General features: G+C 39.8%; 23 protein-coding genes. 12 read left to right on the forward strand and 11 right to left on the reverse strand.

All coding sequences use genetic code 11. The features are described 5' to 3' along the window. Positions 1 to 94: 94 nt before the first annotated feature. Together ABYD77_RS03495 and ABYD77_RS03500 are read left to right on the forward strand one after the other, a co-directional pair. A complete protein-coding gene (locus tag ABYD77_RS03495; protein ID WP_372767038.1) occupies positions 95 to 526 on the forward strand; it encodes an SRPBCC family protein in 432 nt (143 codons plus the stop codon). After that, positions 526 to 855, forward strand: coding sequence for an RnfH family protein (locus ABYD77_RS03500; RefSeq protein WP_372767040.1), 330 nt, complete (start codon positions 526 to 528; stop codon positions 853 to 855). Before ABYD77_RS03495 ends, ABYD77_RS03500 begins: the two co-directional genes overlap by 1 nt. Positions 856 to 899: 44 nt before the next feature. On the opposite strand, the gene ABYD77_RS03505 is transcribed toward ABYD77_RS03500, so the two are convergent. Further along, positions 900 to 1,247 carry an outer membrane protein assembly factor BamE gene (locus tag ABYD77_RS03505; RefSeq protein ID WP_372767042.1) on the reverse strand — a complete coding sequence of 116 codons (348 nt, stop codon included), beginning with the start codon at positions 1,245 to 1,247 and terminating at the stop codon, positions 900 to 902. A gap of 111 nt (positions 1,248 to 1,358) precedes the next feature. Between ABYD77_RS03505 and ABYD77_RS03510 the strand changes: the two genes are divergently transcribed. Next, positions 1,359 to 1,685, forward strand: coding sequence for a GIY-YIG nuclease family protein (locus ABYD77_RS03510; RefSeq protein WP_372767044.1), 327 nt, complete (start codon positions 1,359 to 1,361; stop codon positions 1,683 to 1,685). Here ABYD77_RS03510 and ABYD77_RS03515 read toward each other — a convergent pair. The 4 genes from ABYD77_RS03515 to ilvC form a co-directional block, all read right to left on the reverse strand. After that, complete coding sequence (locus ABYD77_RS03515) at positions 1,624 to 2,544, reverse strand: M28 family peptidase (RefSeq protein WP_372767046.1); 921 nt, start codon at positions 2,542 to 2,544, stop codon at positions 1,624 to 1,626. The genes ABYD77_RS03510 and ABYD77_RS03515 overlap by 62 nt on opposite strands. Next, positions 2,541 to 3,701 carry a tetratricopeptide repeat protein gene (locus ABYD77_RS03520; protein ID WP_372767048.1) on the reverse strand — a complete coding sequence of 387 codons (1,161 nt, stop codon included), beginning with the start codon at positions 3,699 to 3,701 and terminating at the stop codon, positions 2,541 to 2,543. The genes ABYD77_RS03515 and ABYD77_RS03520 overlap by 4 nt, the downstream gene beginning before the upstream one ends. 78 nt (positions 3,702 to 3,779) lie before the next feature. Continuing rightward, complete coding sequence (locus tag ABYD77_RS03525; RefSeq protein ID WP_372767050.1) at positions 3,780 to 4,682, reverse strand: Dyp-type peroxidase; 903 nt, start codon at positions 4,680 to 4,682, stop codon at positions 3,780 to 3,782. Between the two features lie 357 nt (positions 4,683 to 5,039). Next, positions 5,040 to 6,515, reverse strand: coding sequence for a ketol-acid reductoisomerase (ilvC, locus tag ABYD77_RS03530; protein ID WP_372767052.1), 1,476 nt, complete (start codon positions 6,513 to 6,515; stop codon positions 5,040 to 5,042). A gap of 128 nt (positions 6,516 to 6,643) precedes the next feature. Here ilvC and ilvY point away from each other — a divergent pair, with 128 nt between their 5' ends. From ilvY to ABYD77_RS03575, 9 genes are all read left to right on the forward strand, one after another. Beyond that, on the forward strand, positions 6,644 to 7,534 hold the full coding sequence (gene ilvY / locus ABYD77_RS03535) for an HTH-type transcriptional activator IlvY (protein WP_372767054.1): 891 nt from the start codon (positions 6,644 to 6,646) through the stop codon (positions 7,532 to 7,534). Between the two features lie 148 nt (positions 7,535 to 7,682). Then, positions 7,683 to 8,465, forward strand: a complete 783-nt coding sequence (locus ABYD77_RS03540; RefSeq protein ID WP_372767055.1) for a MipA/OmpV family protein — start codon at positions 7,683 to 7,685, stop codon at positions 8,463 to 8,465. Then, positions 8,455 to 8,841, forward strand: coding sequence for a DUF3019 domain-containing protein (locus ABYD77_RS03545; protein ID WP_372767057.1), 387 nt, complete (start codon positions 8,455 to 8,457; stop codon positions 8,839 to 8,841). The genes ABYD77_RS03540 and ABYD77_RS03545 overlap by 11 nt, the downstream gene beginning before the upstream one ends. Before the next feature lie 9 nt (positions 8,842 to 8,850). Further along, on the forward strand, positions 8,851 to 9,537 hold the full coding sequence (locus tag ABYD77_RS03550) for a response regulator (RefSeq protein WP_274760487.1): 687 nt from the start codon (positions 8,851 to 8,853) through the stop codon (positions 9,535 to 9,537). Positions 9,538 to 9,559: 22 nt separating this feature from the next. Beyond that, on the forward strand, positions 9,560 to 10,801 hold the full coding sequence (locus ABYD77_RS03555; RefSeq protein ID WP_372767059.1) for an ATP-binding protein: 1,242 nt from the start codon (positions 9,560 to 9,562) through the stop codon (positions 10,799 to 10,801). Positions 10,802 to 10,984: 183 nt separating this feature from the next. Then, on the forward strand, positions 10,985 to 12,766 hold the full coding sequence (locus ABYD77_RS03560) for a DUF4856 domain-containing protein (protein ID WP_372767061.1): 1,782 nt from the start codon (positions 10,985 to 10,987) through the stop codon (positions 12,764 to 12,766). A 91-nt stretch (positions 12,767 to 12,857) separates the two neighbouring features. Continuing rightward, the gene (locus ABYD77_RS03565; protein ID WP_372767063.1) at positions 12,858 to 14,141 is read left to right on the forward strand and encodes an imelysin family protein; all 1,284 of its coding nucleotides are present in this window, start codon (positions 12,858 to 12,860) and stop codon (positions 14,139 to 14,141) included. 12 nt (positions 14,142 to 14,153) lie between these two features. After that, complete coding sequence (locus ABYD77_RS03570; protein ID WP_372767065.1) at positions 14,154 to 16,361, forward strand: TonB-dependent receptor family protein; 2,208 nt, start codon at positions 14,154 to 14,156, stop codon at positions 16,359 to 16,361. Between the two features lie 53 nt (positions 16,362 to 16,414). Beyond that, complete coding sequence (locus ABYD77_RS03575; protein WP_372767067.1) at positions 16,415 to 17,419, forward strand: sterol desaturase family protein; 1,005 nt, start codon at positions 16,415 to 16,417, stop codon at positions 17,417 to 17,419. A 14-nt stretch (positions 17,420 to 17,433) separates the two neighbouring features. Here ABYD77_RS03575 and ABYD77_RS03580 read toward each other — a convergent pair whose 3' ends face one another. From ABYD77_RS03580 to ABYD77_RS03605, 6 genes are all read right to left on the reverse strand, one after another. Continuing rightward, the gene (locus ABYD77_RS03580; protein WP_372767069.1) at positions 17,434 to 18,885 is read right to left on the reverse strand and encodes an aminoacyl-histidine dipeptidase; all 1,452 of its coding nucleotides are present in this window, start codon (positions 18,883 to 18,885) and stop codon (positions 17,434 to 17,436) included. A 19-nt stretch (positions 18,886 to 18,904) separates the two neighbouring features. Next, positions 18,905 to 19,120: a DUF3820 family protein gene (locus tag ABYD77_RS03585; RefSeq protein WP_038640770.1), complete on the reverse strand. Its 216-nt coding sequence runs from the start codon at positions 19,118 to 19,120 to the stop codon at positions 18,905 to 18,907. Positions 19,121 to 19,158: 38 nt separating this feature from the next. Next, on the reverse strand, positions 19,159 to 19,410 hold the full coding sequence (locus tag ABYD77_RS03590; RefSeq protein WP_372767071.1) for a hypothetical protein: 252 nt from the start codon (positions 19,408 to 19,410) through the stop codon (positions 19,159 to 19,161). Positions 19,411 to 19,513: 103 nt separating this feature from the next. Next, entirely contained in the window at positions 19,514 to 21,100 is a 1,587-nt protein-coding gene (locus ABYD77_RS03595) for a cation:proton antiporter (protein WP_372767073.1), read from the reverse strand. Between the two features lie 56 nt (positions 21,101 to 21,156). Then, positions 21,157 to 21,516 carry a DUF3313 family protein gene (locus ABYD77_RS03600; RefSeq protein ID WP_372767093.1) on the reverse strand — a complete coding sequence of 120 codons (360 nt, stop codon included), beginning with the start codon at positions 21,514 to 21,516 and terminating at the stop codon, positions 21,157 to 21,159. Between the two features lie 12 nt (positions 21,517 to 21,528). Then, positions 21,529 to 21,807 (reverse strand): hypothetical protein, encoded by a 279-nt coding sequence (locus ABYD77_RS03605; RefSeq protein ID WP_372767075.1) that lies wholly within the window; start codon positions 21,805 to 21,807, stop codon positions 21,529 to 21,531. Between the last annotated feature and the right edge of the window lie 22 nt (positions 21,808 to 21,829).

The following is a 21,829-nucleotide window of genomic DNA, read 5'->3' on the forward strand; positions in this document are numbered from 1 at the left end:
ATGGTTTTACACTCTTTTTTGACATTCTCGCGCTTCTTTTTTTGTATCTTAGCTAAACCTTGATAGAATTCGCGGTGTTGAATCTGGAGAGTATATGCCGCAAATTAGTCGATCTGCGCTGGTGATGTTTAGTGCGCAGCAAATGTATGATTTAGTTAATGATGTTTCAAAGTACCCCGAATTTTTACCAAATTGTTCTGGTGCCAAAATACATAATCAAACTACACAGTGTATGTCTGCTTCGGTCGAAATATCGAAAGCAGGTATGCGTAAATGGTTTTCGACGGAAAATACATTAATAGAAGGCCAAGCGATAAATATGAAATTGCTAGACGGCCCATTTAAAACGCTTGCGGGTGGTTGGAAATTTACGCCTTTAGATGAAACAGCCTGTAAAGTCAGTCTTGAGCTTGATTTTGAGTTCACTAATAAGCTGGTGGAGTTGGCATTTGGTAAGGTTTTTAACGAAGTGGCAAATAATATGGTAAAAGCATTTACCCAAAGAGCAAAGCAGGTGTACAAATAATGAAATCAATCGATATTGTGTATGCATTGCCAGATACAGCAACCACTGTGACTTTCAAAACTGACGATGACCTCACCGTTGAAGAAGTGATAACACAGTGCGGTATTATAGAAAAATGTCCAGAAATTGATTTAACCTCATTAGCAGTTGGTATTTGGAATCGTACTTGTAAATTAAATCAAGAAGTTAAAGATGGCGATCGCATCGAGATTTATCGTCCATTGATTGCCGATCCAAAAGAAGCACGCAGACGCCGGGCGGAAAAAGCCAAAGATGAAGGGCGCGCTAACAAAATTACTGGCGGTCGGTCAGGGCGCAGACAGTCATAAAAAAAGTCATGCATTTGCATGACTTTTTTAGTTAACTATTTTGCTTACTGCTCAAGCGGCGTGTTAAATGCTTCAGGCGTTTCATAGTCGCCGCGCAGTGCTTTTAATTTATCGCCGTCAAACTCAACAATAAGTTCTTTTCGCACTTCATTTTTTCTGCCAGCGTTAAATTGGTACAAGTAATACCATGTGCTTTCATCAAAGGCGTCTTTTGCAATTGGTTGACCTAACACGTACAACACTTGTTCACGCGTCATTTCTACACGAAGCTTATCAATGTCAGTTTGCTCTAAAAAGTTCCCTTGTGGGATTGGCATTCTATAAAGCCAAGAAGAACAACCTGAGCTGATAACCAATACGGCACAGAGAAAAATATACTTAAACCAATTCATTGAATTCTTTAATCCTTACTACTAATCGCATCATGATACCTCTTGCTATCAGGTTATAAAAGTGTAAATTTGACTTAAATTGATGATTGAAGTTCCCAAATCGCTGTTTTTATGTCTAATGAAGTTATCTGCACTAATAATCAATCGGTTAAACCTATTTGGCATTTATATATTGTCGAAACTCGGTATCACCATTGGTATACGGGAATTACAACTGATGTAGCAAGGCGTTTTTCGCAACATGATTCGGGAAAAGGTGCCAAAGCCTTAGTTGGCAAAGGGCCTTTAACTCTGATTTTTAACATGCCAGTTGGTACGCGAAGCGAAGCAAGTAAATTAGAATACCAAGTCAAAAAGTTAAGTAAGCTGCAAAAAGTTAATTGGGTAAAGCGCTGTTTAGCAGATGCGCATTTGCATCCAGTTCAGAAATCACTTTAGCGATGTTATGTAAATTGGCATCAAAAAAGCCGTGGTGAATATTTTCATAGGTGTCGTCTACGGTGTGGTAGTTATCATGTTCACCTACACCAAAATATAATACTGGAATGTTTTTTTTGTAAAATGCACGGTGATCACCTGCATCTATAATACGACGTCGTTGTTTTTTCACTGAGCTGTTATAAAAACCATTGCCTTTAGTGAATTTTAATTTGCTATTGGTATGCCAATTGGTGTCTTTTAGTGCCTCAACCAGTGGCTTTGATGGTGTATTGTAAAGCGCCAGCAACCGTTTTCGTTTGCTTACCCCTAACATATCCAAATTGATGTTGATTAATACATTAGATAGTGGGATAGGTGGGTTATTAATAAATTCGCGCGCGCCAAACAGTCCTGCTTCTTCTGCATCGGTTGCTAAAAATAAATAATTAAGTTGCCGGCTTGGGTTTTCAGAAATCAATTTTGCCAAGGTTAATAAAGCCGCCACGCCCGAAGCATTATCATCTGCACCGTTGTAGACTCCCTTGCCGCTACTGCCTAAATGATCAAAATGCGCGGTAATAACAACTGTTGGTTTGTTGGTGATTGTTGCAGTAATGGCCATTACATTATGTGCATTACCTTCACTAAAAAAACCGTTTTTATAATGAAATGGCACAATAAAATGATTGCTAACAGGAGCCAAACCATACTGCTTAAATTGCTTTGCAATATAACTGGCAGCTAAATTAGCGTGTTTAGTAGCTGTTTTTCGACCTGCAAGTTGATCATGACTCAAAAATTGCAGGTGCGCGTGTGATGCTAATTGCTCTTCCGAGGTTATTGAAAGAGAAAGTACAATTAAAGCGATATTTATCATTGCATTAAATGGGCATTTAGCGACAAAATTTTGCCACGATAACGCCGTTTTTCACCTTCAAAGTATGCGTGTTTCTCGGCTTCTTCTAATTCATTCAAGGCTTTATCGAGTTCACCGAGATAAAAATAGGCTTTAGCTAAACCAAAGTGACTTTCGTGTATTTTGCGATCAAGCTTAATAGATTTCTTGAAGAACCGAATCGCTTGCTCAAAATCTTGTTGATACAGCGCTTCATTTCCTTTGGCGATTGCATAATACGGATTTTCACTGCGCTCATGTTCGAGTGCAGCGCGGATTTTTTCAGCGAGAGTGCTGCGATCTGTTAAGTCGTATAAGCGCGCTAAATTGCCTTTTGCAGTATTATTACCACTGTCCAGTAATAATGCATGGTTGTAAGCAATTTCAGCCTGTGTAAATTTGTTATTGATTCGATAAAGCACACCGAGATTACCAAAACTTGAGCTGTACTCAGGCGCACTTTCAATGGCAGCACTAAAGTAAGAGTAGGCAAGATCATGCTCACCATTGATCATCGCAGCTGCGCCTTTATTGTTATAAAACATTGCAAGGATAACGTCTTCACTAATTATTTGGGTACGGAATTTTTGCCTAAAGCTACTAGGGTTAAAATCGACAATTAAGTCACCAACTGCATCATAAACTGTAGAGGTGAGGGCAACATTACTTGAATTTGGTCTTTTTAAACGTAAATTTACGTGGCCAGTCAGCATGCTATAGCCATTCTCACTTGCCCAATACTCGGGAATAAATACCTGTTGAAAACGCGATTCAAGACCAAAGTGTTTTGCCATACTATGCGCCATAATTGACAGCGAAAGACAATTTGCGTCTTTACTGTTGAAAGTTTCTTCGGCGGTAAGTGTTGCGCCAGTGAGGTAATTTAAACTTTGATTTTCAGGTGCGAATATATATTTAAGTAAAGAGCGTGTTGTTAAGCGCTGATCTAATGAGCGTGATATTTCCGCTTCCATAATTGCAATTGACCTTTCGGATAATTCAAATACATCCTGTTTAGATTCAATGGTTACACGAGAAAATTGATCATCATTTAGTAAGAGTGGAGGTGGTTTATGTGTATTTTGAGTTGAATTACAACCCATTAACAACAGTAAAACCAAGCAAAATGAAAGACGCATAACACCTCCAGAAACTTCTAACTACTTGATTAAAGATAGTAAAGTTTCGCACCCTTTGCTTGGTTAAATTGTTACAGTTTATTTCCCAAATAAAGCATTTAGTTGCTGCTGTGATGGTGCAAACCAATAGGCGCTATTCACCGCTTTGGAAAAATCAATTAACTTGTCGTAAATACCGTCGTTAGTTAAACCAAACATGCGCTCTAACTGAATTTGAAAACGCTGTTGGTCGCAGGCAAAACCCAGAAAATAAAGCCCTTTTTCATTGGCGTTACCAAAAGGTACACTGCGGCGATAGAGTTTCATCGCAACGTTATCTACTTTGACATCGGTACGGCTTACATGCGAGTTTTCAGGCATATCATCACCTTCTAACTCAATGGAATTTGATTTGGTGCGGCCAATCACTTTTTCTTGCATTTGCGTTGGCATTTTTGCGAACTCACTTAAGTCATGAACCCACTTTTGCGTTAAAACAAAACTGCCGCCAGCATGTGAATGTGTGTTTGGTAAAAGTGCCGCTTCTGCTTTTGCTGCTAAATCTTTGGGATTAGCGCTGCCATCGACAAACCCGGTAAGGTCGCGGTTATCTTTGTAGCGGAACCCCGGGCATTCAAGTGCCAAAATTGCCAGCTCTGTAAGTTGATTTTGACATATTTGCATTGCATCAAACACATTGTCTAACTCATCATCATAAAGCCAAATCAGTAAATCATGCTGTGTAGCTGGTGCAGTGTGACCAAAAGGGCCTGATAGGGTAGCAAAATCGTTAAATTCTAATGGGCTGTGCTCTGTGTCGATGTGTTGCCAAAGGCGCTTACCAAATGCGATAACATTACTGCATTTGATACTGTGAGTGATATTTTTAAGCGCTTGGGTAAGCTGTGAAAGTGTTTGTGTATCGCGATTGGTAATGACATATTCTAAAAAATAGCTGTGGCGATTATTTTCATTAAAAATGCCAGACTGCGCATGTTCCATATCTAATACCCCTTAAATTGTTTTGGCTACATTAACCTAGGGTCTGTTGATCTTTCAAGTTCGTTTTTGCTGCAGCTTAATTGCGTTTTATACAAGGCAGAGGCTGCGTGGCATAGTTATGCTATGTGAGTCAGCCGATAACACAGTAGAAAACGCAATCAAGCGCTGCCGAATGGTTCTTTTGAGCACACTTTTCTCATTGTTGCTCGATATTCGCTTAGATTGCTAGGCCACACATCGATCGCCGCGATAAAAGCACGCTCAAAGAGAACAAAAATAGAACAGCAAAGATCAATAGACCCTAAAACCAAGGCAAAAAAAAGCCCGCTTCAGGCGGGCAGTTTACTCAGGGTTTTTTTAAACTATTGGTTTCATTGCAGACATGTAACCACGCAGCGTTTCACCAATTACTTCAACTGGGTGTGAGCGAAGTGCTTTATTTACTTCAATCAAACGCGCGTTATCAACACGATTATCCGTTGTTGATAGTCCTTTACCGATAACATCAGTATTTACTGTGCCCATAAAGTCTTTTAATAGTGGTAAGCAAGCATGGTTATATAAGTAACAACCGTATTCAGCAGTATCTGAAATAGTTGCGTTCATTTCATATAGCTTTTTACGTGCAATCGTATTAGCGATTAACGGTGTTTCATGCAGTGATTCATAGTACGCAGATTCTTCTTTAATACCTGCTGCTGTCATGGTTTCAAAAGCGAGCTCTACACCTGCTTTAACCATAGCTACCATTAAGATACCTTTATCAAAGAACTCCTGTTCAGTGATTTCGTCGCTGGTATTTGCTTGCTGTTCAAATGCAGTTTCGCCAGTTTCTTTACGCCAGCCTAAAAGCTTCGCGTCATCTTCAGCCCAATCTGCCATCATACCTGATGAGAATTCACCGCTCATGATGTCGTCCATATGCTTGTTGTAAAGTGGACGCATAATCACTTTTAATTCTTCAGATAAATCAAACGCTTTAATTTTTGCAGGGTTCGATAAACGGTCTAGCATGTTAGTTACACCACCATACTTAAGCGCTTCTGTGATAACTTCCCAGCCGTATTGAAGAAGCTTTGATGCATAAGCAGCGTCGATACCTTGTTCAACCATTTTGTCAAAACAAAGTAACGAACCCGTTTGCAGCATGCCACACAGAATTGTTTGCTCGCCCATAAGGTCAGATTTTACTTCAGCTACAAATGATGAAAGTAAAACGCCCGCACGGTGGCCACCAGTACCTGCTGCATACGCTTTCGCTTGAGCAAGGCCTTTACCTTCAGGGTCGTTTTCTGGGTGAACTGCGATAAGTGTAGGAACACCAAAGCCACGCTTATATTCTTCACGAACTTCTGTACCAGGGCACTTAGGTGCAACCATGATTACTGTAATATCGTCACGAACTTGCATGCCTTCTTCAACAATATTAAAACCATGTGAATAAGCAAGCGTTGCGCCTTGTTTCATTAATGGCATAACCGCTTTTACTACACTGGTGTGTTGTTTATCTGGTGTTAAGTTAAGTACTAAATCCGCATCTGGGATCAGCTCTTCGTAAGTGCCAACAACAAAACCATTGTCTGTTGCATTGATATAAGATTGACGTTTTTCAGCAATTGCTGACTCACGTAATGCGTAAGATACATCAAGACCCGAATCACGTAAGTTTAAGCCTTGGTTAAGGCCTTGCGCACCACAGCCAACGACAACCAGTTTCTTACCAACCAACGCATCAACACCATCGCTGAATTCTGATGGATCCATAAATTCACATTGCGCTAGCTGCGCAAGCTGCTCGCGTAACGGTAAGCTGTTAAAATAATTCGTTGCCATGTCTAATTCCTAATAATAAATAATGCGCTGCGTCTTGCAGCATTGATTTAACCTTAAAAGAAATTATTAATTGCGTAAAATGATATATTTGAATTATTGTATTACAAAAAATGAAATAAAGGTTTGTCGTGGATATTAAACGCCTACAATTGTTTTTGGTGCTTGCAGAGCAATTACACTTTACTAAAGCAAGCGAGCTGGCAAATGTCAGTGCACCAACACTTAGCCGGAATATAAAACAATTGGAAGATGAAGTAGGGGCGATACTATTTAATCGCAATAAACGCAGTGTTTCGCTCACTAAACAAGGCGAAGCTTTTTTACGTTATGCCCGCACAACAATTACTGAATGGCAAATGTTTCGTTCATCGTTAAATGAAGCTGGTGAGGCACTTTCAGGTGAAGTGCAACTGTTTAGCTCTGTTACCGCAACTTACAGTTTTTTATATGATTTATTAAAAAAGGTGAGGTTGGCCCACCCACATATAGAAGTGAAACTAAATACAGGCGATCCTGCGCTTGCAATTGAGCGTGTGATGAAGGGGTTTGAAGATATGGCCATTGCTGCAAGGCCGGATAAATTGCATGAAAGCTTGGCATTTTATTCGCTTGGCTCATCGCCACTTGTTTTTATTGCGCCGAATGATGATGGGCCACTGGGTGCGATGATCAATGAGGCAATAAATAATCGTTCTGAAATACCATGGCAAAAACTACCCTTTATCGTGCCTGATCAGGGACTAAGCCGAAAGCGCTTAGCCGATTGGTGGCATAAAAATGGCATTAATCCACTTATATACTCTAAGGTAGCAGGTAACGAAGCTGCAGTTTCAATGGTTAGTTTAGGTTTTGGTGTGGCACTTATTCCAAAAGTTGTTGTCGATAATAGTCCTATTAAGGATAAAGTGCAGATTTTAGCAATGCCCGATCCTGTGCCTGCATTTGATGTTGGCCTAGTTACAAAAAAAGCACATTTACAGCAGCCAATCATGAATGCTATATGGCAATTGCTTAAATAACTAGGAAAAAAGAATTACTAATTGGCTGATTTTTATTCCGACGTGTAAGTAATTGTAATTTTTGTTGCAGGATTTGTTTTGATTGGTAAAGTGCGCGTGTTTTCTCGGAGAATTTTAAATATTGAAGCATCTCTTTTGCATATTTATATTGTTCTTTTGCCTAGCTACTAGTGCTAAGCAAATAGATGAAGCGATAGAACAAGGCGAACTGCGCCTTGGTTTAGCGTTAGGTCTTGGAACAATTTCAAATCCGCTAAATGAGGGGGATAACTTTCCATTAATTGCGATTCCAGATATTGCATATTATGGCGAGCGCTTTTATTTTGACAACGGCCAGTTAGGTCTTACTTTGGTGGATGAAAAACACCATGTGATTAGTCTTATCTCCGAATTAAACCCAGAAAATCGCTTTTTCGTTACTTGGCACCCTGCCAACGTATTTATTGTTAGAAACGCTTACACGGAACCAGCAACACGCGACAGGATATCCATTTCTGAGATAAATCGCCCAAATTGGGCACTGGATGGTGGATTGAATTATCAATATATCGCAGATTCATGGCGTTTCTCCGCCGATGTTTTGCATGATATTAGTGGAGTTCATTTTGGTTATCGAGTAGCGCTGAGCTTGGCCAAGGGTTGGCAATTTGGTTCTGGGGTTCTCAGTGTGCGTTTGGGGCTCGATTATTTATCTCACAAACTCGCAGATTATTATTATGGTATTCAGGCCGACGATAATGTCGGGCAAACCTTTGAGCAGGATGCTGCCGTATTACCGCACGTTGAAGTTAGTTGGCAAATGCCTATCAACGAGCGTTTTGGTTTGCTGGCTAAAATTAAATACCACAACCTTGGTTCTTTAAGTGATAGTCCTTTATTTTCGAGTGATGAAAGCGTGACAATATTTACAGGGGTGACCCATGTTTTTTAGATATTGTTTGCTTTTAGTTATATGTGTTTTAACCAGTTTTAATGCTACTGCAAATAAAAGTACTCAGTTTCAGCTGACACCTGCAGTTTGTATGGTGCAAAACAGTGATGATGTGTGCCAAATTGAAGTCAATTTTGTGTGGCAAACAGAAACATCACAAGACGTGTGTATTTTACGTGATCAAACACCGTTAAAATGTTGGCAAAGTGCTATTAATGGTAATTTTAGTTATAAAGCGGACGTTCAGTTTGGCACTGTATACTCCTTAGTGAATCGCAAAAGCGGTGAACAAATTGCTACAGCCAAAATTAAAGTGCAAAGTAGTAATACAAAGTCCCAGCGTAGAAGATTACGCACCCCGTGGAGCTTTTTCTAGGAGATACACATGGCACACATTTTATTAGTGGAAGACGATTTAGCACTGCAACAATTAACCAAAGATTACCTTGAGCACAATGGTATGACGGTTGATGTATTAAGTAATGGTGCTGAAGTGATGGCCGCGCTTGAGGCAAATATGCCTGATTTAATGATTTTGGATGTGATGTTACCAGGTAAAGACGGCTTTAGTGTGTGTCGTGAAGTACGAGACCGTTACCAATTACCGATTCTGATGCTTACTGCAAAAGGTGAAGATTTTGATCAAGTAATTGGCCTTGAATTAGGGGCTGATGATTATGTCATTAAGCCTGCTGAACCACGTGTGTTATTAGCACGTATTTCCGCATTATTACGCCGTGGTGCTGTTGAAAAAAGTTCAGAAGAATTGCGCTTTGGTTCGCTGACCATTGATAAAAACAGTCGCATTGTTAAGTTAATGGGCAATGAAGTAAGTTTAACGTCGCACGAGTTTGAATTACTCTGGTTATTATCTAATAGTGCAGGTGAAGTATTGAGTCGTGATTTTGTGCACGAAAAAATGATTGGCCGTGAGTATGATGGACTCGATAGAACGGTTGATGTGCGTGTTTCGCGTTTACGTAAGAAGTTAGGCGATAATAGTGACAAACCTTACCGCATTAAAACAGTTTGGGGTCAAGGTTATTTGTTTGTGTCAGATGCTTGGGGTTAGTAATAACTCTTTAGGAGATTAGATGGGCAAGTTATTCCTTAGCCTCTATGCCTATATTATCGTTTCAATCTTTATTTTAAGTGGCGCGCTCGAAAAGTTATGGCCTGAGCCTAATGGCATCGAAGCGTTGCCACTCGCACCGCAAGTTAGTGAATCGATTTCAGCTTTAGCTGTCACGCCTAACGGCATTAATAAGCTGAAGCATATTTATCAGCATCAAATTATTCCTGCCGACCAAATTGCCTTTTTACCAGAGCAATCATCCCGTTTACAACAAGGGCAGGCTATTCCTGTTTTTGATGGCCCAAAACAAGTCATTTGGTATCTGCAATTCGATAACTCACAACTCTTAAAAATCGGCCCCTACCGCTTTGACAGCAATAGTTACGACTCTATTTGGCCATTTATTATTATGCTGATGGTAATAGGCCTGCCTGTTGCGGCATGGAGTTATTGGTTATGGCGCGATTTCAATCAGTTAGAGCGTGCTTGTCATGATATTAATGCCCCTGAAGATCTTCAGCTCAGTAGTGATGATAAATCGGCACTACTACCAATAAAACAAACCTTGATGGCTATGAAAGAGCGTATCAAACATTTGCTTGATAGCCAGCGAGAGCTTACGTCATCGGTATCTCATGAATTTAGAACGCCTTTAGCGCGGCTAAAATTTGCTATTGCGATGCTAGAAGATACACAAAGCAATGAGCAGACAGCGCCATACTTAGCAAGCATGCAAGCAGATATTCAAGAATTAGATGCTTTAGTAAGTGAAATGTTGGAATTTGCTAAGCTTGAACGTGAAAAGCCAACTCTAAATTTAGAACAATATGATGTTGTAGAACAGGCAACGGTACTTGCAGAAAAGCTTGGATTTAACAGCAAAATTAAAATAAATATTGAAACAAGTTCACCACTTATTATTACTGCAGATGCACATTTCATTGGTCGTGCTATACAGAATTTTGTTGGCAACGCATTAAAATATGCTGAGCATGAAATTCGCATATCCATTTATCAGCAAGCAAGTCGTGTATTTATAAAAGTTGCTGATGATGGCGTGGGTATTGAGCAATCAGAATGGGAGCATGTATTTAAACCCTTTACCCGCCTTGATAAAAGCCGTAACAAAAAAATTAAAGGGTTTGGCCTCGGCTTAGCTATCGTGCAAAAAATTATTAATTGGCACAATGGCAAATGCTATTTAGAAAAAAGCCCTTTAGGCGGCGCTTGCTTTGTAATTGAATTGCAATTACAGTCCTAATTTAATCAAATTAATCATTCTTTGATCTGACGTCATAAATTGTTGTATTAGCATTGATACACTTATTTGCGTAAATAAAATATTAAAATAAACTAAATGATATTGATTCTCATTGGATTTGAGGTTTATAATAGCGTTAGTTTATAAATCTTCATTAATAAAAATTATTTAATAGGTCGAATAATGATTAATCTTCGTAAATCTGCATTAGCTTCTGCTGTGCTTGCTGCGGCTATTGGTTTAACTGGTTGTGGCGGTAGTGATAGTAAAGACCCAGTAACACCTGTAAATCAAGCGCCAACTGATATTCAAATTTCAACTTCAACTATTTCTGAAGATACACTAGGTGTTGTTGTTGGTGCGCTAACAGCAACTGACGATGCGACAAGCGGTCTTACTTTCTCTATTGAAGATGAGCGTTTTGAAATTGTAGGCACAGATTTAAAGCTTAAAGATGCACTTGCAGTTAACTTTGAAGAAGAACAAGAAGTTACCGTTAATGTAACCGTAACAGATGCTGGTGGCTTAACTTTCTCTAAAGCACTTACATTAACAGTAGAAGACATCGATGCAGAAAACGGTGTTAATGTTTATGAGTTTGACAGCAAACTTGCTGGTTTCAGCGGCTCATCAGTATCTTATTCAGGTCAAACTGCGCGTCATGCACTTTCAGCAGAAATTAAGCATTACATGGGCTTAATGACGGTTGAATACATCGAAACAAACGGCATTATGGCAGCAGATGTAAGAGCTAAGCTAAATGCACTTTGGGGTGATTATGCTGCGGTAGTTGATTCTTCTATTTCACACTTAGGCGATGACCTTTCATCTTATAAGCAAAAAACATTTTTTGATATTTCAGAAACAGATAAATCATTAAGTGGCAAAATTGCAGGTAACGACCCAAGTAAAATGTATAAAGTTTGGGATGATGGTCAATCATTCAAAGGTTGGTCTGACTTTGGTACTCAAGCTGCGACACCAGAAGGTCTAGTACTTCACTATTTTGATTTATTCGTAACACAAATTGAAAAAGTAAACGCAGGTGATGCATTAGTAGATGCAAACGGGGTAGCTATTTCAAAAGCGTATATCACACCTGAAGGCTTAGATTTAGTTCAGCTAGTTCAAAAGCATACACTTGGCGCATTAATGTTCTCGCAGGGGACAGATGATTATCTTGGCGAAGGTTTAGCTTCTGATAACAAGGTATCTGACAAAGGTACTAAAACGTATACAGCACTTGAGCATCAATTTGATGAAGGTTTTGGTTACTTTGGTGCATCGCGTAACTACTTAGAATATGCAGACAGTGAAATTGCTAAAAAAGCGGGCCGTGAGAACTTTCAAGGCAAAAACGATATCAATGGCGATGGTGTAATTGATTTAACTTCAGAATTTATTTGGGGTAACTCGTCTAATGCTGCTAAGCGTGACTTAGGTGCTGAAGTTGCTACAGATTTAACGGCTAAGGCAATGACACACTTTATCGCCGGTCGTAAAATGATTTCTGATAACGTTGGTAAAAATGTTGATGAATTTTCGGCAGAAGATAAAACGAAATTCGAAAATCATGTATTCCAAGCAGCATTAGCATGGGAAAAAGCAATCGCAGCAACAGTTGTTCATTATATCAATGACGTGATTGCTGATATTGAGAACATTGAAGATGGCGAATACACATCAGCAGAATTTGCAGATTACGCTAAACATTGGGGTGAAATGAAAGGCTTTGCTCTTAACTTCCAATTCAGCCCGTTCTCACCATTTGCAAACCATGCATTGAATCCTAAGAAAGATACCGTAGGTCCAACTCAGTTTGTGGAAATGCATGACTTATTCGGTGATATGCCAGTGCTTGCTGGGGCTGATGAATTTGCAAACTACAAAGCGAAATTAATCGCTGCACGTGATATCTTAGATAACGCGTATGACTTTGCTGATGCAAACTCAGAGAACTGGTAATTTAAAATAAACGTTAAATTAATTAAAAGGTTAGTGATTTAGGTCGCTAACCTTTTGCTGTATTTATTATTCGAGATTTTAGGATAATTTTATGTTGATATCCGCAAAACTTAAACCGATAGCACTTGTAACATCGCTAGTACTGACGTTAGCGGCGTGTTCAGAAGATACCTCCAGTACACAAGGACCGAACTATGGTGGTGGCACGACCGACCCTGGTAATGGCGGCGGTACAAGTTTTGACGAAAAAGCGCTTGTTGCGAACTTAGTTGATAATGTTATTACACCAACGTTTACCTCATTTAATCAACAAGCAGCTGCGAATCATGCAACGTTAAGCCAATATTGCGCCGTTGAAAAATCGGCAGCAGAGGGTGAAGCTACAGAAGATGAGCGCTTAGCTGCACTTTTAGAGGCACAAACAAGCTGGCGAGATACCACGGCACTTTGGCAACATGCTGAACTAATGCAAATGGGGCCACTTTTGGAAAACGAAGGTGAGCTGCGCAATTTAATTTATTCGTGGCCAGCTAAAAGCTTATGTGGTGTTGACCAAGATACCGCGTATTTTGAAGATGGCATGATCAACCTAGATTCAACCAGACCTTATGATATTAAAGAGCGTACAGCTACTCGCCGTGGTCTTGTAAGCCTAGAGCATTTACTATTTTCAGAACAGCTGAATCACAGCTGCTCAATTTCCAATGACGCACTTGCAGATTGGAATAACCGCAGTGACAGCGAGCGTCGCATTGCGCGTTGTGAGTTTGCAATTGAAGTTGCAAGCGACCTTGTCGATAACAGCCAAGTATTACTTGATAAATGGAATGGCGATTCAGGCTACGCCATGGCACTTAAAAATGCAGGCGAAGTTGACTCGAGTTTTGATTCAGCTCATGCTGCGGTGAATGTGATTTCTGATGCGCTGTTTTACCTTACCGAGCAAGTAAAAGATAAAAAGTTAGCTCTGCCACTGGGCTATGAAAGTAATTCGTGTGGTTTAGAAGCCTGCCCGCAAGACGTTGAATCGCCAATTGCAGCGCAATCACTCGCTAATATCCAAGCAAATCTTGCTGCTTTTGAAAAATTATTTACAGGCAATGGTATTGCGCAAGACAACACGACTGGTTTTGATGATTTTCTGATTGAAGAAGAGGGCACAGACACCAAAGATGCGATGCTTAAAGGGTTAACCGATTCTAATAAAACACTTGAATCAATTAATGGCACGTTACAACAAGCCCTAATTGATGAAAAAGCAAAAGTTGAACAAACGCATGAAAAAGTAAAAGACGTTACTGATCAACTTAAACATGACTTTATTAACAAGCTTGCGCTTGAGTTACCTAAATCTTCCGCTGGTGATAATGATTAGAGCTTTATGAATATGAAAAAAACACTATTAGCATTAGCAATTGCAAGTTATGTAACCCCAATTTTTGCCGACGATAAGAAAACCAATGATGATGACATTGAGCATATAACGATTATTAGTCATGGCAATAAATTACGAACAGAATCAGGGTCTGCAACACTGCTTTCAGAAGTGGAACTTGAAAAATACGAATACGATGATATCCACCGCATACTAGCCAAGGTACCGGGTGTGAATATTCGTGAAGAGGATGGTTATGGCCTGCGCCCTAACATTGGCTTTCGTGGTGTTACACCTGAGCGTAGTAAAAAAGTAACTATTTTAGAAGATGGTGTGTTAATTGGCCCTGCGCCATACTCAGCAGCTGCGGCTTATTACTTCCCAGTAACAACACGTATGACCGCCGTTGAAGTGTTTAAAGGCCCTGCAGCGATTAAACACGGCCCACAAACAGTGGCTGGTGCGCTAAATATGGTAACACGCCAAGTGCCATTTGAACTAACCGCAGGTCTAGATTTAGCAACGGGCGCTGATGGTTATCATAAGGCTCACGGCTTTTTTGGTACTGAAGTCGCCAAAAACGTGGGTGTGTTAGTTGAAGCAGTACGCCTTCAAGCAGATGGCTTTAAAGAAATCGATAACGGTGGCGATTCAGGTTTTAAGAAAAATGATTTCTTATTTAAAACTAAATATTTGCTTGATGGTGAACAGTTTGATCAAAGCTTTGAACTTAAGCTTTCTTATGCGGATGAAAACTCAGATGAAACCTATTTAGGTTTAACTGAGGCGGACTTTAAAGAAAATCCATATCGTCGCTATGCCGCATCACAACCTGCGAATATGGATACTGAGCACACGCAATTTATGTTTACCCATAATTTATCAAGCGATGTGTTTTCGATAACTACACGTTTGTATCGTAACGATTATGAGCGTGCTTGGCGTAAACTTGGCAAATTAACAGGCTCAAATGCGAGTTTGTCAGATATTATGACCGATCCACTCTATTACGAACGTGAATATAATGTGATTTCAGGTCAACAAAACTCTGTTGAAGCTGGCTTTAATACTATGTTCTTGGTAATGGGCACTAACGATCGCGAGTATTATTCGCAAGGGTTACAAGTTGATGCCGATTACAACTTCTCACTCTTTAATATCGATCATCAATTATCATTTGGTGTGCGTTACCACGAAGACGAAATTGAGCGTAAACATTTCGAAGAAAAATACTCAATGACGGATGGTTTTGCGCTAAGAACCGAAGAAGCGAAAAAATTTACAACACAAAATATCGAGAATACCGAAGCGCTTTCTATTTACATTGAAGACACCGTTAAGTTTGGTGACTTAACCGTATCTGTGGGTGTGCGTGGCGAAGACATGGATATGTTTTATACCGACACTGTTGATAAAGATGACTGGCAACGTAAATCAACCACCATTTGGTTACCAGGTGTCAGTGGTTTCTATCAGTTGACTGAAAATGCAGGTGTATTATTTGGTGTGCATCAAGGTTTTGTGCCGAGCAGCCCAAAACAAAACTCAGAGATTGAAGTTGAAAAGAGCGTTAATTACGAATTTGGTGGCCGCTTTAATGATGGTGCAACTAACTTTGAAATTGTTAGCTTCTTTAATGACTACAGCAATTTAAAAGAAAGCTGTTCACAATCAAGTTGTGGTGTTGATGAGGAGTTAGACCAAGAGTTTAACGGTGGTGAAGTAAATGTGTATGGTGTGGAAGCGCAATTAGCACAAAGCTATCCAATTAGTACACAATTTGATATGCCATATAGCTTTACTTACACCTACACAAAATCAGAGTTCCAAAACGATATTGATTCTGATTTTGTGCAATGGGGTAAAGTTGAAGCTGGTGACTCACTACCTTATCTACCTGATCATCAATTGAATTTTGAAATTGGCCTTGCCGCAAACAATTGGGAAACCAACCTTAATTTCAAATACGTAAGTGAGATGAAGGAAGTTGCTGGTGAAGTGATTGGTGCACCAGCGGGAGCCAATACGCTTGAGGGTGTAAAAACCGATACCAGCTTGATTGTTGACCTTTCAGCGAGTTACGATCTTGGTCAATATGGTCGCATCTATGGTAAGATTGATAACCTGACTGATGAAGCATATATTGTCAGCCGTCGCCCGTATGGTGCAAGACCAAGTAAACCAAGACAGTTTGTTATTGGTTATAAATACCAATTCTAATTCTTTGGTATTGTGATTAAGGGGCATTTTGCCCCTTTTTTGTAGGAACTGATGTGTTAGAGATATTTTCTAAAAGTTTAAGTGAACTACCGAGTTACTTCACCGATGCTAATAAACGCATTTTTTATATATATTTATTAAGTGCGGTGGTTTTGGCATTACCCGTTTATTTTGCAGCGGTAAGTCAGCGCTCGCCAATTGGTTTTATCAATTTTCTCTTTCCTAAGTCGGTATGGCTTGCAAAAAGCGCTAAACAAGATTACGCCTTATGGGTGGTGAATAAGCTGTTAAAAGCGTTATTGTTTGGCCCAATTGTATTGACCATGGCACCCATTGCCATTGCATTAAGCGATGTTTTAGAGTTTTTATTTGGCCATATCGAACCAATAACATTAGCAAAGTGGAAAATCATTACCTTCTTTACATTTTTGCTTTTCATTGTTGATGATTTTACGCGCTTTTTACTGCATTACGCGCTGCACAAAATTCCATTTTTGTGGGAATTTCATAAAGTGCATCACAGTGCCAAAGTACTTACGCCGTTTACCATTTATCGTTCACATCCAGTAGAAAGCTACTTATATGCCTGCCGTATGGCGATTGTGCAGGGCACCGCTGTGGGACTAGGGTATTACCTGTTTGCCGATGCCATTAGTATGTTTGATGTGTTAGGCGCCAATGTATTTGTGTTTTTGTTTAATTTATTTGGCTCTAATTTACGTCATTCGCATATTTGGTTATCTTGGGGTGATAAATTAGAAGGGATCTTTATTAGCCCAGCACAGCATCAAATTCATCATAGCGATAACCCAATCCATTTTGATACTAACTTAGGCTCGGCACTTGCGATTTGGGACAGATTTACCGGCACGCTAATTAAAGCCTCAGAGGTTGGTAAAATTTCAATAGGTGTGGGGCAATATGATTGTGGGCATGATTCACTTTTCGCAATTTATACAAAACCGTTTGTTGAATCTGCCAAATCATTAAAACGCAGTGCTAAAAAAGGCGTAACTAAATTACGCCTTAATAAACAAACTAAAAAAACCAGCGGCTAACGCTCGTTTTTATTTTAAGCTTTGCTTGGAATATTACCTAACACTTCAACCAGCAGGTTAAAGAAAGGCTCAACCGTATCGATTTTCACTTTTTCATCTGGCGAGTGAGGGAAGCGGATCGTTGGGCCAAATGACACCATATCCCAATGCGGATAGGCATCTTTAAATAAACCACACTCAAGGCCAGCGTGGATCACCATGATTTTAGGCAATGAGCCAAACATGCCTTGGTACGTTTCACGTAAGATATCTTTAATTTGTGAGTCGTCTTTTGGCTCCCAACCAGGATAAGCACCAGTAAAGGTTACACTTGCACCAGCAAGCGTAAACGTCGATGCAATCATATTCTGTGTATTTGTACGTGCACTATCAATCAGTGAACGAACTAAACATTTAATACTTATGTGGTTGTCTTTGGTGACGACAACACCTAAATTTGTTGAGGTTTCAACGATGCCGTCAATGCTATCACTCATGCGAATTACACCATTAACACAACCATTAATGCTGTTAATTACTGCTGCTTGAGATACTTTTGCTAGTTGCTTTTCAGGCAGTGGCGCATCGCTAACAGAGAGCTTGATATTTGGCTCTACCTTGCTCATTTCAGACAAAAATAAGCTATTAATGTTGTTTAAGGCTGCTGTTAATAGGACCTTGTCTTGTTCATTAATTACTAATGTCACCTCTGCTTCGCGAGGGATTGCATTACGAAGAGAGCCACCTTGGATGTTTGCGATTGCATAATCAATTTCAAGCAAGCTTAACATACGAACAAGTAGCTTATTGGCATTGCCACGACCAAGATGAATATCAACTCCAGAGTGGCCGCCTTTTAAGCCATTAAGCGATACATTAACAGCTGATTTAGTTGAGTCTGTCGCTTCCCACTCAACTGGTAATTCAACATTTACATCAATACCACCTGCGCAGCCCATGTAAACTTCGCCTTCGTCTTCTGAGTCGGTATTAAGTAAAATTTCGCCATCAAGCCAACCTGCTTCTAAACCAAAAGCACCCGTCATACCAGCTTCTTCGTCAATAGTGACAAGTACTTCAAGCGGACCATGTTTAATGTCTGTGCTTTGCAGCACAGCTAAACTTGCAGCAAGGCCAATACCATTGTCTGCACCTAGGGTTGTGCCGTTCGCAGTTACCCATTCGCCGTCAACGAAGGCTTCAATAGGGTCATTTACAAAATCATGTTGTTTATCGTTATTTTTTTGCGGCACCATGTCCATATGTGCTTGTAAAATAACGCCCTTGCGATTTTCCATACCTGCGGTCGCTGGTTTTTTGATGATTAAGTTACCTACCTTGTCTTCTTTAACCTCAAGGCCAAGATCAGTGGCAAATTGCTGGATCCATGCAGAAATCTTTTGTTCGTGCTTACTCGGATGAGGAATGCTGCATATTTTTTCGAAAATTTGCCACAGCGGTTGCGGTGATAATTGAGAGAGTTGCATTACAGTCTGTTCCTTATAATTACTTAAGCAATGGCATTAACACTTTTTCAAGGCCATTACGTTTCACTTCATATATTAATGCAAGTTGTTGCCCTAATTTGCCTTCGGGAAAGCCTTTTTGTTTAAACCAAACGAGGTAAGGCTCTGGTAGTTTTAAGAGTGGACAGCCAGCATATTTACCGAATGGCATTGGCTGATTGATAGCGTCTAACAACGCTTGTTTGTCTGCAAGCATACATAAAGTAGTGTTGTGAAAGTCACCACTAGTATACCCTAGTGAATCTGAGTTTTGATCTGTTTTGATGGCGTAAAGCCTTTTTCTTGTAATAAAAGATTGAGCTTTTCAACCGGTAAATGATGTTGCGGATTATGACGAAGCGCGTGGTCTTTAGGAACAGCGTGTTTGTCTAGCAATAAATTATAAAAGGTGAGCTTAGCAACATCTGCATCGAGATAACTTAGTTCGTCACTAATGTACTCAAGCAATTCAGAGGATAGTGCTTTATTCTTAGTTTTTTGATGCATAACCACGTCATTTAGGATTGGAAATTGTTACCTAAATGTTACCCCAAACAACATGGCCATGTGTTTCAAAAATGTAAACGAACGTAATCGTTACGAGTGTGAGTTACGCTTTTTCAGTCGCAGCAAATACCTTTTCTTTTACATGTTCAGCAAAGCCACTACCAGCCTCTAAATAGAAGTTAAAAGTGGTATGAACGCCCATATCTTCAAGTTCTTTTTGTTGATCAGGGTAATTGGCAATAGCTGTTACTTGGCCAGAAAAGCCAGATGCTTTTAATCGCTCCAAAGCAAATAGATTTTGCGCGTGCTTGGGCATTGCTAACATTACCATTTCTACTTCTGAGTGATTAATACGATTCCAAAAATCAGGGTCGGTAGCATCTGCCAAAATAGCAAAACGTTCTCGTTTAATATGCTTTTCAACTGTTTCAGGATTGATATCAACACCTGCGACAGAGTTAGGGTAGGTTTGCGCGATAGTTTCATAGGCACCCGTACCGACACGGCCCATGCCAAAAATAAGAATTTTGGTTTTATTCAAATTAACTGGCATCTCTTCAGCAAGGCGTTTACTCGACTCAAATTTCAGCAGGTAATTTTCTAATTTAACATACAGCTCATTCGATTTCTTATTGAGAGGCGATGCAATAATAAAGGTAATAGACACTGCAATGGCAACCACTGCGAGCCATTCACCTGTGAGCCAGCCACTTGATACCGCAAGCGCACATACAATCAAACCAAACTCACTGTAATTCGAAAGCGAAAATGCGCCAAGCAATGATGTGCGGGCACGTAAATGAAATGCATTGGTTAAAATGTAATAAAGTAAAATTTTAAATGGCAGCACAATAATCAAAATGGTGGCAACCATTAGGGCATGTAAGGTTAGCTCTGCATTTAGGCCAATTGTTAAAAAGAAGCCGACTAAGAACAGATCTTTAAAGCTTAATAAAGCCTTTGAAAGTTCACCCGCTTTTTTATGCGGCGCTAAAATCATACCAATGATCAGTGCACCTAAATCACCTTTTAAACCGGCAAATTCAAATGCATTGTAACCAACCACAAGAGCAAAGAAAAAGCCGAACAGTGGTAGTACTTCACCGTGTTTTGAACGACCAAGCATCCAATAAAACACTGGGCGAACCAGAGGTAATGCTAGCACCAATGCAATGGCCCAATAATTGGGTACTTTGCCTGTGCTTATGGCAAGGAAAACAACAGCAAAGATATCTTGCATAACTAAGATACCAATGGCCACCTTACCATGTAAGCTTGACATTTCACCGCGCTCTTCGAGTACTTTAACGGCAAAAACGGTTGATGAAAAACTCAGCGCGAACGCTAAAATTGCTGCTGATTGTGTTGTCAGTTCTGAGAACAAAGGTAGCTTTAGCCAACTAAAGCCAAGTAAGGCACCCCAAAATAATAAACTACATAACACGATATGTATGGTTGCAGGGCCCCACACCTGTGCTTTGGTTAAATTGCCAATTTTTAGTTTTAAGCCAATGCTAAAAAGTAATAGCGTAACTCCAAGATTGGCCATTTGCTCAAGCAGTTCACTGCTTTGATAGCCAGCGATATTTAAAATGAAACCAGCACATAAAAAGCCAATTAGCGGCGGTAATTTAAACTGTAAAATAACAAAGCCACAAATAAAGGCTGTAGCGTAAAACAATAATTCCATGGGGTATTTTTTTAATTCTCAATTAATTAGAGTGTAACTAAAAACAGTGTAGCGCGCTATGCATTCTCGTCCAGTCTACGTTTATAAGCCTTTAGTTGTTGATCCCACGCAAAACACCAGCTTTCGATTAACTGCGTTATATGATCTAATGAGAGTTTTTCACTACTGTTTTCAATTTGTAATCCTTGCCCGCCATGCACAGCTTTAGCAAGTAACCTATCGTTTAAACCGTTTTTGATTTTGGTTTCAAGGCGGATTTCTACGTCACGGTCGCGCCCACCAAGCGATAAGTTAACCGCAGAGATAACAGCACGGAAGGGGATTACTTCAAGGGGCGATAAATCTTCGAGCGATATTTTTACCGCAGTAATTGCAGGTTCAATCACCAATACATCTTTCCCCTTAGTGGTTGAAATAGGGAAATACTGCTAAGCAATGGTTTTCATTCGCATATCTAAATACTGTTGTATTTTCGTTGCTGATAGATAATCAATTTGTTGATGCTGCTCCAGCTGCGGGTAATAGATAACTGGCGCTAGGTATACCGCCTGTGGTTTGAATGGCGATACTTTTCGCGTCATTTCTCTTGATACCCAACGTTGATGATAACCTGTGTTGGTGTCTTTGTGGGTAGTGAGATTTTGATAGCTTGGTAAATAGCCATTTTTAATGTCTCTTGTGGTTAATGTGCAACCAACTAAAAGCAAAAAATAGCACTTATTGTGAGCA

The sequence above is a fragment of the Pseudoalteromonas sp. genome (genome assembly GCF_041629635.1).
Lineage (GTDB): Bacteria > Pseudomonadota > Gammaproteobacteria > Enterobacterales > Alteromonadaceae > Pseudoalteromonas.

Bases quoted from the DNA above. Each gene is read 5' to 3' on its own strand.
- ABYD77_RS03495 (WP_372767038.1), top strand. From the start codon at position 95: ATGCCGCAAATTAGTCGATCTGCGCTGGTGATGTTTAGTGCGCAGCAA.
- ABYD77_RS03500 (WP_372767040.1), top strand. From the start codon at position 526: ATGAAATCAATCGATATTGTGTATGCATTGCCAGATACAGCAACCACT.
- ABYD77_RS03505 (WP_372767042.1), bottom strand. From the start codon at position 1,247: ATGAATTGGTTTAAGTATATTTTTCTCTGTGCCGTATTGGTTATCAGC.
- ABYD77_RS03510 (WP_372767044.1), top strand. From the start codon at position 1,359: ATGTCTAATGAAGTTATCTGCACTAATAATCAATCGGTTAAACCTATT.
- ABYD77_RS03515 (WP_372767046.1), bottom strand. From the start codon at position 2,544: ATGATAAATATCGCTTTAATTGTACTTTCTCTTTCAATAACCTCGGAA.
- ABYD77_RS03520 (WP_372767048.1), bottom strand. From the start codon at position 3,701: ATGCGTCTTTCATTTTGCTTGGTTTTACTGTTGTTAATGGGTTGTAAT.
- ABYD77_RS03525 (WP_372767050.1), bottom strand. From the start codon at position 4,682: ATGGAACATGCGCAGTCTGGCATTTTTAATGAAAATAATCGCCACAGC.
- ilvC (WP_372767052.1), bottom strand. From the start codon at position 6,515: ATGGCAACGAATTATTTTAACAGCTTACCGTTACGCGAGCAGCTTGCG.
- ABYD77_RS03545 (WP_372767057.1), top strand. From the start codon at position 8,455: ATGTTTTTTAGATATTGTTTGCTTTTAGTTATATGTGTTTTAACCAGT.
- ABYD77_RS03550 (WP_274760487.1), top strand. From the start codon at position 8,851: ATGGCACACATTTTATTAGTGGAAGACGATTTAGCACTGCAACAATTA.
- ABYD77_RS03555 (WP_372767059.1), top strand. From the start codon at position 9,560: ATGGGCAAGTTATTCCTTAGCCTCTATGCCTATATTATCGTTTCAATC.
- ABYD77_RS03560 (WP_372767061.1), top strand. From the start codon at position 10,985: ATGATTAATCTTCGTAAATCTGCATTAGCTTCTGCTGTGCTTGCTGCG.
- ABYD77_RS03565 (WP_372767063.1), top strand. From the start codon at position 12,858: ATGTTGATATCCGCAAAACTTAAACCGATAGCACTTGTAACATCGCTA.
- ABYD77_RS03570 (WP_372767065.1), top strand. From the start codon at position 14,154: ATGAAAAAAACACTATTAGCATTAGCAATTGCAAGTTATGTAACCCCA.
- ABYD77_RS03580 (WP_372767069.1), bottom strand. From the start codon at position 18,885: ATGCAACTCTCTCAATTATCACCGCAACCGCTGTGGCAAATTTTCGAA.
- ABYD77_RS03585 (WP_038640770.1), bottom strand. From the start codon at position 19,120: ATGCTTGCAGACAAACAAGCGTTGTTAGACGCTATCAATCAGCCAATG.
- ABYD77_RS03590 (WP_372767071.1), bottom strand. From the start codon at position 19,410: ATGCATCAAAAAACTAAGAATAAAGCACTATCCTCTGAATTGCTTGAG.
- ABYD77_RS03595 (WP_372767073.1), bottom strand. From the start codon at position 21,100: ATGGAATTATTGTTTTACGCTACAGCCTTTATTTGTGGCTTTGTTATT.